We start from the raw sequence: 11,423 nt of genomic DNA on the forward strand, positions 1-11,423 counted from the left end.
ATTATTTATACGATTTTATATTTTATAGTATTTCTATTGTATTTTATTATTCTTGTTATTCTTATTTCAGAACTAATGATACATATTAGTATGATGTTAAAATACTTCAATATTTATTCATATTCATATAGTTTTTATATATTTTTATTCTTTTATTTATTTGTTTTGATGGTATTATCATGCTTTATCGATATTTTTTTTATATATTTTATATTTATTTTATCTATATTTACCATAATTGTCATTCTAAAGTACTGAAAAATACCCTGTAAATTTTTATAGATTTACAGGGTTTTGGTATTGTTTATAGGTATTTCCAGTTAGAATTCACAGTATCCTGCTATAAAATCACGCATCATGTATGCGCTGTCTTTTGGGATCCTTTGTTGGGTTTCATAATCAATATAGACAATACCGAATCGTCTGCTGTAGCCCCAAGCCCATTCAAAATTATCCATGAACGACCAAACAAAATAGCCTTTGAGATTAACACCCTCATCAATTGCCTGCTTACAGGCTGCTAGATGTTCAATAATGTAATCACATCGGAAACTGTCATGGACTCTGCCGTTGATTGGAACATCATCATTGGCACAGCCATTCTCGGTGATATACAAGGGAAGGCCGTCGGTAACCTGATCAAAGTACTTCAGTACTCGCAACAGTCCATAGGGGACAATCGGCCAATCTTGATTGGTGGTTCTCTGCCATGAGGGAACCTCCCTGTGAAGGAACAGCCTGGATTCATCAAACACAACCGCCCGTTCCATATAATAGTTGATACCTATGAAATCAATCGGTTGTGCAATAAGCTCCATATCACCTGCCTGGACAGGAAAACTGATATGCATGTCCTCAGTCACTTCCTGGGGATATCCTTTTCCCATCAACGGCAGCAAGAATACGTCGGTGAAGATGGCCCGTGCGTACCGTGCCGCCTTTTCATCGTCAGCTTTTCTTGAAGCAGGCCTTGGAAGGCTTGGATTGAGCACGGTGCCGATCGGGGCCTCCAATCCTAATTTATGGTACTCGACCACCGCCAAGCCGTGCGCCAGGTTGAGATAGTGAACAGCCTTGATTGCCTGTTCTTGATCCTTGATACCAGGCGCATGCTCACCATACAGATACCCGAGATACGCAGTGCAGAACGGCTCATTGAGAGTTATCCATTGATCAACATATGGTCCCAGCTCTTCAAAACATACCTTTGCATATTCGGCAAATGCATATGCGGTGGAACGAACCGCCCAGCCGCCCTCATCCTGCAATGCTTGCGGCAGATCCCAATGATAGAGTGTTGCCACCACTTTGAGCCCCTTGCTGTGTAGTTCCTTGCTGAGATTGATGTAGTACTGCAACCCTTTTTGGTTTACCGCACCGCGTCCATCTGGCATAATCCGAGGCCATGCGATGGAGAAGCGATATGCCTGAAAATTGAGATCGCTCATAAGCTGGACGTCTTCTTTGTAGCGGTGATATTGATCGGCGGCAGTACTGCCGTCGTCGCCATGTAAAATTGCACCTGCCTTGTTGCAAAAAGTATCCCAAATGGAGGGTTTCCTTCCATCCTCGTCAATGGCCCCTTCCACCTGATAACTTGCGGTGGCGCATCCCCATAAAAAGTCCTTGTTGAATTCAATTTTCTGCATGGTCTTCCCTTCCAGTAGTATCTTGTATCTACCGTTTATCATCGAATGCTACCATGCTCAAAAATACGAAACAAGCTTATGTAATTTGCAGAACAAAGTTCTATCGGTGTACAAACTTATTGTTATAGCCTAATAGCAATATCGTATATATTTGTTTCTATAGAGTTTTGCATGGATTTTATAGCAATTCTAAATAACAGAGTGTCCAACGTAAATCGGCTATATCAGTGTAATGGTACGCATGAATTCCGAGCCGGGCGGCTGCTTCACAGTTTGTTGTGTTATCATCCAGGAAGAAGACCTCTTGTGCATCCACTTGTTCACTCTCCAGGATATGAATAAAAAACCCGGGTTCAGGTTTGGCCTTGCCGATTTCACAGGAAGCATAGACTGCATCAAATACAGCGTAGTGGCCCCTTGCCTTGTGATGTTCATAATGCGCAGGTTCGGTATTGGTTGCACATACTACACGCAAACCACTTTGCTTCAGTTCTGAGAGGAGCTCATGCATGCCCATATCCAAGTCGGGATGAAAGTATTTCGCCCAGAGGGAACCTTTGTAAGGAGGCACAACAATACCGGTTTTTTGGGTGAATTGCTGCCACATCTGCTCTTCGGAGATGGCGTTCTTGCTGTGCTGCTGCAGTACATCGGCCAATTTTGGATTCAGTTCAGCAAAACTGCCATATGACTCGATTCCAAAATCCTTGAGCAGGAGCTTCTCCATGCTGGTGTCGTCATGCCGTGCAAGAACTCCGCCCATATCTACCATGATCAGTGCAAAATTGTTGTTCATGGAAACCGATGTTACCATAGCAAACAGCTTCATTCCAGTGCTTTTCCTCTTTAGGAAAATACAGTATGCTTCGACGAATAAGGAGTCTTGTATGCCGAGGTTTTTCCCAGAAAATTATACTCCTGCCATGGAGCAGAAGCAGACAGAGAAAGCGATAAAGTACATCAAGGATACATTTGAGCGTGAACTCAGCGGAGGCTTGAAGCTCAGCAGGGTCACCAGCCCACTGTTCGTTCCCCGAGGATCGGGTATCAATGACGATTTGAATGGAATAGAAAGGCCGGTCCGCTTCCAGATAGGAAACCTCGAAAATCGAGAGATGGAAATCGTACAGTCCCTGGCCAAGTGGAAACGCATGGCCTTGGCGGATTTGGGATTCAAGCATGGAACAGGACTCTATACCGATATGAACGCCATCCGACCGGATGATGATCTGGATGCCATCCACTCGATTTACGTCGACCAGTGGGACTGGGAGTTGGTCATGGGCAAACACGACCGAAATCTCGAATTCTTGAAACAGGTCGTGCGCAAGATTTTTTCAGCAATGAAGCGAACAGAATTCCTCGTCAGTGAGATGTTCTCCCCCTGCCCCCCGACGCTTCCCGACCAGATTACCTTCATCCATTCCGAAGACGCACAGAAGCAGTATCCCGAGCTTTCCCCGCAACAACGCGAGAAAGTTCTGGCTGAAAAATACGGAGCAATTTTCTTGATCGGCATCGGTTCTCCGTTGGCCGATGGTGTCAGTCATGGAGGACGGGCTCCCGACTACGACGACTGGTCGACCAAGAGCGATGAAGAGCATACCGGCCTGAACGGAGACATCATCGTATGGGATGCAGTTCGCCAGGATTCCATGGAACTCTCGTCGATGGGTATCCGAGTCGACCAACAAACCTTGCTCAGGCAGCTCGAGATTCGTAACGCCCAACAGAGGGTGAATCTCTACTGGCATAAACGCCTGCTTTCAGGAGAGCTGCCACAGACAATCGGCGGTGGTATCGGACAGAGCCGACTGTGCATGTACTTGTTGAAAAAGGCCCATATCGGAGAAGTACAGGCATCCGTGTGGCCTGAAGAGGTGCTCGCAGAAGCAAAAGCAATGCATGTCTTTTTAATGTAGGAGGAAGCATGAAACTCGTCAGTTGGAATGTGAACGGCCTGAGAGCAATACAGAAAAAAGGATTTGAGGAGTATTTGCAGAACAGCAATGCCGATATTTTCTGTTTGCAGGAGACCAAACTACAGGAAGACCAAATTTCCTTGACTGCCGAGGGGTACCATACCTACTGGAGTTTTGCTGAGAAGAAAGGTTACAGCGGCACAGCACTGTTCTCCAAGCAAGAGCCGCTTTCAGTGGAGCGGGGCATCGGCCATCCTCTGGACAATGAAGGAAGAACCATCACTGCCGAGTTTGAGCAATTCTATGTCGTAAATTGCTATACACCCAACAGCCAGGAAGCCCTGGCTCGACTGGATACCAGAATGGATTGGGATGAGGCGTTCCGCAGCTATGTTGCTTCACTTGCCTCCATCAAGCCGGTGATCATCTGCGGAGACCTCAATGTGGCCCACCAAAGCATCGACTTGAAGAACCCGAAGGCCAATGAACAGAATGCAGGATATTCAATCCAGGAGCGCAACCAATTCACCAACCTGTTGGAGGCCGGTTTCATCGACACCTTCCGCTATCTCTATCCGAATCGTGAAGGCATATACTCGTGGTGGTCCTATCGTTTCAGGGCACGCGAGAACAATGCAGGGTGGCGCATCGATTACTGGCTTGTCAGCGAGGAGCTCAAGGACCGCATCATCGACAGCACCATCGACACAGAGACTGAGGGAAGCGACCACGCCCCGGTGATCCTGTATCTCAAGGATTGAGCAAGTCATCAAGAAGGGAGCCTTTCGGCTCCCTTTCCAATTTCTTATTTATTCAGTAAATACTGAGGAATCTCTCCGCGGTTCTCAAACACTTTCCGCTGTTGTCCGTCAAGGATTTTCTTGCACATCCGGATAGCATTCGGCGTGACTTCCACCAACTCATCATCCTTGATGAACTGGATGGCTTGCTCCAAGGTGGGTCTGTTTACGGGAGTAAGCACAACTGCCTCATCCTTGCCGCTTGCCCGCAGATTGGTCAGCTTCTTGGTACGGGTGGGATTGAGCAAAAGATCGCCATCCCGATTCCGCTCTCCCACAACCTGACCTTCGTACACGGGGTCTCCAGGAACGATGAACCATCGGCCGCGGTCTTCGAGCTGCCAAAGACCATATGCGACGGCATTGCCGCTTCGATCGCTGATCAGCGAACCGCTGAGGCGGTCAGGGAAATCTCCCTTGTAGGGCTCATAGCCCTTCATATACGTATTCAGGATCCCGTTGCCCCTGGTATCGGTCATGAACTCATCATGATACCCGATCAAGCCTCGGGCGGGGATTTCAAATTTCATTTTCACCCGTCCGTTCCCCGTATAGGTGATGTCACGCATCTGCGCCTTCCGCTTGGAAAGCTTGTCCATGACCGTCCCGCTGTTCTCCTCAGGGCAATCGACATACAAGTACTCCACCGGCTCGGTTTTTCTCCCGCTTTCATCAATCTTGAAAATCGTTCGGGGACGCCCGACACAGAGTTCAAACCCCTCCCGCCGCATCTGTTCAACAATGATTGCCAGTTGGAATTCTCCACGGCCTTTTACACTGAACGTGTCATCGGCGTTTTTCTCAACCCTGATGGAAACGTTTCGAAGACTTTCTTTCTGCAGGCGTTCCCAAATTTTTGCCGAGGTGACTTGATTTCCATCCTTTCCAGCCAGCGGGCTGATATTCTTGGAAAACTGCATCGAAACGGTGGGTTCGTCGATATGGATTCGCTCTAGGGCTTTGGGGAATTCTGCAGTACAGATGGTATCACCGATATGCACATCCTCGACACCGCTGAGCACAATGATATCCCCACTCTGAACCAAGGTGGTCTCTGAGAATGTAGGACCGTTGTAGGTTTGCAGCTTGGTGACCCGTAGAGCCTTATGTACATTGTTTTCCTGAACACAGACAAGGTTGTCGTAGATTGAGGCACTGCCGTTCACAACCTTTCCGATGGCCAACCGCCCCAGATAATCATTGTACGACAAGTCGCTGACCAGCATCTGGAAGGGTTGCTCATCGTCGAAAACCGGTGCAGGGACATACGATAGGATGCAATCCATCAAGGGATGCAGGTTACTGCCCAGAGCATCGGCAGAGAGCCCGCAGCGGCCGCTCTTCCCTATGGCATAGAATATGGGTACTTCGAGCAGGGACTCATCATTGGCAAGCTCCAGCAGCAGTTCGTAGACCTCCTGAAGGACCTCAGCGCTTCGGGCATCCTGACGGTCGACCTTGTTGATGACAATGATTGGCTTGAGATTGAGCCTGAGCGCCTTCTCCAATACGAAGCGCGTCTGAGGCAGTGGACCTTCGGCTGCATCGACCAGCAAGACGACACCGTCGACCATCGAGAGGCCCCGTTCCACCTCGCCTCCGAAATCAGCGTGTCCGGGAGTATCAATGATGTTGATCTTCACGCCCTTCCAGGAGATGGCGCAGTTCTTGGCACTGATGGTGATGCCGCGCTCCCGTTCGATGGCGCCGCTGTCCATTATCCGGTCCTGACCGCCATCCTTGACCATACCGCTCTGTCTGAACAGCCCGTCGACCAACGTGGTTTTACCATGGTCAACGTGAGCGATTATGGCGATGTTCCGAATCTTTGTATTCTGAGTAATCATGCAATTCCTTACCTGCGCCTATGCCTCCTCTCTTTCTGTGTTGTGTTTTCTTGCGAGAACATATTTGACCAAGATAAGAGAGAACATGCATAGGATGCTCAAACTGATGGTAGCCAGACCTCCGGCGATGCCGATCGCTTGAGCAACCGAGCCGACTAGTATCGGCATGGTGATTGCCCCTACTGTTGCAGTGGCAATACAGGTTCCTGTTGCTATGGTGGAAGCGTTGAATTTCCTATCCATGGTGGATAGCGTAGTTGGATACGTTCCACTCATTGCAAGCCCGAACCCGAACAGACTTATATAAATCAGTACAACATGTTGTACGCTGATCATCATGACAAAAAAGACAATTTGGAGAAATCCCAAAACCACCAATAGGAGGTTTTTATTCACTTTTACCGAGAGCGATGCACACGCCAGACGGCCGATGAGGATGAAAATCCACAATGCCGAACTGGTTGTTTGTGCAAGAGCGGGACTGAGCCGGCCTGTGTCGGTAAAGTAGGTTACCAGCCACCCGGTCACCGATGCTTCCCCGCAGAGATAGAAAAAGAGAATGAAGGTATTGAGCCAAAAACGTCCGCTCTTGATGAAGTCGGTTCCGCCATCCTTGCTCTTAGCCTTGGGCTTTCCCGATAGTGAGGATTTCCCCAAAAAGAACAGGACCAGGATCTCGAACAACACCAATATCCAAGCGCTCGTCCTCCAATAGACACCAAACACCGAAGTGGAGAGAATCGCGATGAAGGGAGCCAGAAAAGCTCCGACTGCAAAGGATGCATGCAACAGATTCAGTCCGGCAGTCTTGTTCTCCGCTATTTCGCTCATCACCACATTGGTGATATTGCTCATGGTCCCCCGCCCGATGCCGGTGAAGGTGAAGGCGATGAGCAAAAGCACAGGATTGGCGGTAAGGGTCATCAGGAGAAACCCGATGACGATCCCCAGCGACAACGTGATGGTACTCTTCTTCCGCCCGATCAGATACGGCAGGTATCCCGCTATGAGAAGGGCACAGAAGTTGCCGATCTGATGGGCTGAAATAACAGCACCGCTGAGTACGTAACTCATATGGTACTCTGCTTTCATGAATGGAAGAAGTGCACCGATGAGCGTACTCATCATCCCGCTGGTGAAGAAAGCAAAATAGATGGTATACATCAAGGGCACATCATCCCGTTTGACCTTGAGTAGGGATGCCAATGAGTTCATTAATCTCTCCTGGAACATTTGATACCAAGGGTACCGTTGCTTGATACTCCTATGTAATACCGTTATTTGGCAGAAATGTCCACTACCGGCAGGAAGAATCATCGGCTGCTGCCGGGTATTGCTGCATGCTGTCTGCACCCTTTGAAGGCAGGGCTGAGATCACCAACCCTGCGAGAATCAAAAAACCGCCGGCCACGATTGAAAGGGTAAGCTTTTCTCCCAAAAAGAGCACTGCACTTATCACGGTTACCAGCGGCTCCAGTGTCGATACCAAGGAAGCTTTTGCCGCCCCGATTCTTCCCAGTCCGGCAAAGAACGACCAGAAGGCCACGACGGTTGAAAAGAATGCAATCGCAAGCGTTGCCGTCACTCCTAAAGCGCTTTCCGGCAGTGATACCCCTTTAGAAAGGGCTATGCACAAGTACGATACCGAGGCGCTGAGAATAATGAAGGCGCTGCCTGCCATTGCAGTCCTTGTGCCCACCACCCGGGAGCTGATGATGATGTACAGCGAGTACACACAGGCTGCAGAGAGGGCGAGGGCAATGCCCTTCCAGTCCCCCTTGCCCGAAAGTCCGATGACCAACATGCAGCCTCCACTCGCACACATCAAAGCCAGGAGGTTGTTTCTCGAGACATTCTCATGGGCAATGACAAAACCCAGCAAAACAACCAGAGCCGGATACGCATAGAGTAGCAGGGCTACCAATGAGGCTGATGCATGATTGAGTGCAGAGAAGTAGCAAAACGAGGTTCCTGCATACCCGACCAGACCGAGCAGGAACAAGACGGGCCATGACTTTTTTGGGGGAAGAGGCGATCGCTTGACCCATGCAAGAAAAGCGAGAAAAATTCCTCCGATGAGAAACCGTCCTAACAACAGGGTCGTAGTATCAACTCCAGAATCATACGCAATTCGGGCAAAGATCGGCATAAGTGCAAAACAACAGGCAGAGAGGGCTACAAGTGCGAAACCCACCCCTTTTTGTACATCCAGCTTCATAATGCTTGCATGCTGGTACAGAACGGCACAGGCTGTCAAGCAATCAAGAACCCGATCCCCGGCGAATCCTATCAGCCGGGTCGTCCAGTTTTTCTATGATGCCGATGGCCTTCTTAAAAACTGCATCATCCTGGCCCCAATCCTCCCGACTCTTGCAGGGATGATAGGGACAATTCACATTGCATCCCATGGTAACAACAATATCGATACTATATAGTTCTTTCATAATTTTCAGCATCTTGATTAATGCGGGGCTTGGTTCCAGTGCCGGCGGAAAAGGCTTCGAATACATGGCTGTATTTCGCCTTCGCCAAGGCTTCGGCTATCTGGCAAAGGCTACTAGGTTCCTTGCTTCCTTGTTGAGTTCGGCTATCCAGCCCACATCTGCAATACGGCCTCAGAACTGATAAGGCTTTCAATACAAGTATAAATGCGTGAGCTCCCATGAATCTCTCTCATATTGATGTTTGTCTATACAATAAGAAATATGCTCTGTCAATGCACAAGGAGTTCAGAGTCAAGAGAATCTGCAATAGAGGCAATATCCCACCACGTAGAGCAGACTTTGTCGAGAAAGCTTTGGTCGTGGCTTATCAGCAACAAGGCCCCTGTAAAGGCACCCAGCTCGGCTTCCAAGGCCAGGCGGGAAGGAAGGTCGAGATGATTGGTCGGCTCATCGAGAACCAAGAGGGAGAGATCACTCTCCAAAGCTTGTGATATCAGCAGCTTTCTCAGTTCACCGGGGCTTGGGAGGGCCGATTGGAGGAACAGTCGGGCATCACTGCCCAAACGCACCACCGTCGAGACAATTCTTCCCTTTGTCTGGGAATCGAGCGCCTCAAATTTTTGGTAGGAGCAAAGACTTTTTTCTTGGTCCAGTTCCTGCTCAAGATACCAAAAGCGTATGGATTTCTCCTCAAAGAGCGGTACAAGGTGACGAATCAAGGTGCTCTTTCCAATACCATTCGGCCCGCGTATGCCTATCCTGTCGGTATGTGAAAGCGTCAGTGCAGGAAGGAACAGCCTTCGGTCGGGTCCGAGCGAAAGGACAGTTTCGTCAGTGTCCAGCACAATTTTCGCGGGATGCTTGACGCCTTGGAGTGTTATACCCGCGCTTGATTTTGAGAGGTCAAGTGCCCGCATCTCTGAAAGCGAGCTGAATAATGACTGCTTTGTTGCGAGTTGGTTTGACAGTCGCGTGTCAAGTTGACGTGACAATCGACCGGCGACCTTGTCTCCCCCGCTGACACGAAACCCATCTATTCGAGCTTTGGCATCATGATCTTTTGCATCGATATGACGCTTGCTGTTTCTCACATCCTGAACCTGAGCAACGCTCCTGCGGCGTTGCTTTTCACGCACCAAGCATCGAAGCTCCTTTCCTTGCTCCCTATAGGAGGTTTCAGCTGAAAGCCGCAGTTTTCGCATCTCCTCCATCGCTTGCGAGGGAGGACACGCAAGCTTGGTTACAAACGGTGATTGGACTTCGACGGTAGTAGTACACAGAGCATCTAGGACTTCACGGTCATGACTAACCAAAAGCCCGATACCACGATGCAGCTGAAGTGCGCTGATAATCAAATGTATTGCATTTTGGTCCAGATGATTCGTAGGTTCATCAACACAGAGAAGGTCGCTTTCCCTATAGAGAGCCCAGGCAATCTGCGCACGCTTGCGCTCACCGTGACTGAGAGTCTCCCAGCGCGATGGATAATCACGATCGAGGCCCAACTGCCCATGCAACTTGCAAGCCAAAGCATCATAAGAGAGTGCAAAATCCGCGTAGGTTGGAGGTATCTCATCAGTACGCTGCGGGACATAGATGCACAGAGGGGGATGCAGCACAGCCCCCGAAAGGGGTTTAAGCTGGTTGCATGCCAGCTTGAGCAACGTGCTTTTCCCACCTCCATTCGCACCGATGAGTGCAGTCCAACCACTACCGATGGATAGGTTGAGATCAGAGAACAAATCAAGGCTCTGGTCAGGATAATGAAACGTTAAATGTTGGAATTCCAAGGTTTGGATACTCATACGGCCTCCTGGTTGAGGCGTCACACGCACGATTGAAGATATACTGTGAACACGCGGTGACGCATACAATCGAGCATTATTCGGTTTGTTGCGTGAATGGGTGTTCTTCAGTTCTTCATGCGCTTCGTTGCTCCTTGGATATTGGTAGTGTATCGGAGATTGAACCCTGTATCAAGTGTCAAAACAGNNTGCTGCAGTGCAATCCAAAGTCCGCTTAAGCCGACAAAGGCGTAAACAATCCGTTTGAGAAAATATTCAGGGATTTTAGTAAAGAGTTTGAGACCGGCAATGGTTCCGATTGCAATCGAAACCCAGCCAACAAGAATGATGGGTATATGAGATACAAGCAAGGATCCATGGAGGCTGCGTACCAGGATGCTATGCAGGTTGCAGAAGAGAAAATATGCTTGGATGGTGGCTAGATACGATTTTTTCTCTGTTGCTGCAGCAAACAGGTAGAGTGCAACCGGTGGTCCACCGATGCCGAAAAAACCATTGCCGATACCAGCGACAAGGCCCATGAGAAAGCCGTTGGCCACCGTCGGCTGGATATGGATCTTCTCACTGAAGCGAGCAAAATACAACGAAAGCAGGACCAAAAAGAGACCGAGTACAACCGTAAGATAGGAAGTATCGATACTCAGGCTGTAAACTATGACCAGTTGGGCCACCAACAGCGAGGAGAGCAGCAGAGGAAGCAGGATTCTCCATCGGATATACGTTCGGTACCGTATGGATACGAACAGGGTGCTCGCTATGGCGATAACCTGATTAAGCGTTACAGCGGTGGAGAATGGGAAAAGTGAGGGAAAGAAGATCATGGCTACAATGGGAAAGCCAAATCCGATGTTTGCCTGCAGGAACGAACCTACCAATACAATGAGCGCTACAAGGACCAACAACATGGCAAGCCTCCCCGAACAGTGTAGCACAAAGGCCAAAAAAAGCCCTCCGAA

General features: G+C 49.1%; 10 protein-coding genes. 2 read left to right on the forward strand and 8 right to left on the reverse strand.

Annotated elements, in window-relative coordinates:
- Positions 1–320: 320 nt before the first annotated feature.
- Together B3F49_RS08640 and B3F49_RS08645 are read right to left on the reverse strand one after the other, a co-directional pair.
- Complete coding sequence (locus B3F49_RS08640) at positions 321–1,649, reverse strand: GH1 family beta-glucosidase (protein WP_293910451.1); 1,329 nt, start codon at positions 1,647–1,649, stop codon at positions 321–323.
- A 178-nt stretch (positions 1,650–1,827) separates the two neighbouring features.
- The gene (locus tag B3F49_RS08645; RefSeq protein ID WP_293896595.1) at positions 1,828–2,478 is read right to left on the reverse strand and encodes an HAD family hydrolase; all 651 of its coding nucleotides are present in this window, start codon (positions 2,476–2,478) and stop codon (positions 1,828–1,830) included.
- 58 nt (positions 2,479–2,536) lie between these two features.
- On the opposite strand from B3F49_RS08645, the gene asnA reads away from it, so the two are divergent.
- Positions 2,537–3,571, forward strand: a complete 1,035-nt coding sequence (gene asnA / locus B3F49_RS08650) for an aspartate--ammonia ligase (RefSeq protein WP_293896592.1) — start codon at positions 2,537–2,539, stop codon at positions 3,569–3,571.
- A gap of 8 nt (positions 3,572–3,579) precedes the next feature.
- Positions 3,580–4,332, forward strand: coding sequence for an exodeoxyribonuclease III (locus B3F49_RS08655; RefSeq protein WP_293896589.1), 753 nt, complete (start codon positions 3,580–3,582; stop codon positions 4,330–4,332).
- A gap of 44 nt (positions 4,333–4,376) precedes the next feature.
- Here B3F49_RS08655 and typA read toward each other — a convergent pair whose 3' ends face one another.
- The 6 genes from typA to B3F49_RS08685 form a co-directional block, all read right to left on the reverse strand.
- Positions 4,377–6,218 (reverse strand): translational GTPase TypA, encoded by a 1,842-nt coding sequence (typA, locus tag B3F49_RS08660; RefSeq protein ID WP_293910453.1) that lies wholly within the window; start codon positions 6,216–6,218, stop codon positions 4,377–4,379.
- A gap of 18 nt (positions 6,219–6,236) precedes the next feature.
- The gene (locus tag B3F49_RS08665) at positions 6,237–7,433 is read right to left on the reverse strand and encodes an MFS transporter (RefSeq protein ID WP_293910455.1); all 1,197 of its coding nucleotides are present in this window, start codon (positions 7,431–7,433) and stop codon (positions 6,237–6,239) included.
- An 82-nt stretch (positions 7,434–7,515) separates the two neighbouring features.
- Positions 7,516–8,436, reverse strand: coding sequence for a DMT family transporter (locus tag B3F49_RS08670; RefSeq protein ID WP_293910457.1), 921 nt, complete (start codon positions 8,434–8,436; stop codon positions 7,516–7,518).
- A gap of 43 nt (positions 8,437–8,479) precedes the next feature.
- The gene (locus B3F49_RS08675; protein ID WP_293896577.1) at positions 8,480–8,662 is read right to left on the reverse strand and encodes a hypothetical protein; all 183 of its coding nucleotides are present in this window, start codon (positions 8,660–8,662) and stop codon (positions 8,480–8,482) included.
- 269 nt (positions 8,663–8,931) lie between these two features.
- Positions 8,932–10,467, reverse strand: coding sequence for an ATP-binding cassette domain-containing protein (locus tag B3F49_RS08680; protein ID WP_293910459.1), 1,536 nt, complete (start codon positions 10,465–10,467; stop codon positions 8,932–8,934).
- Between the two features lie 107 nt (positions 10,468–10,574).
- On the reverse strand, positions 10,575–11,372 hold the full coding sequence (locus tag B3F49_RS08685) for a sulfite exporter TauE/SafE family protein (RefSeq protein ID WP_293910461.1): 798 nt from the start codon (positions 11,370–11,372) through the stop codon (positions 10,575–10,577).
- Positions 11,373–11,423 lie beyond the last annotated feature (51 nt).

This window comes from Sphaerochaeta sp. UBA5836, assembly GCF_002432845.1.
In the GTDB taxonomy this organism is placed as follows: Bacteria; Spirochaetota; Spirochaetia; order Sphaerochaetales; family Sphaerochaetaceae; genus Sphaerochaeta.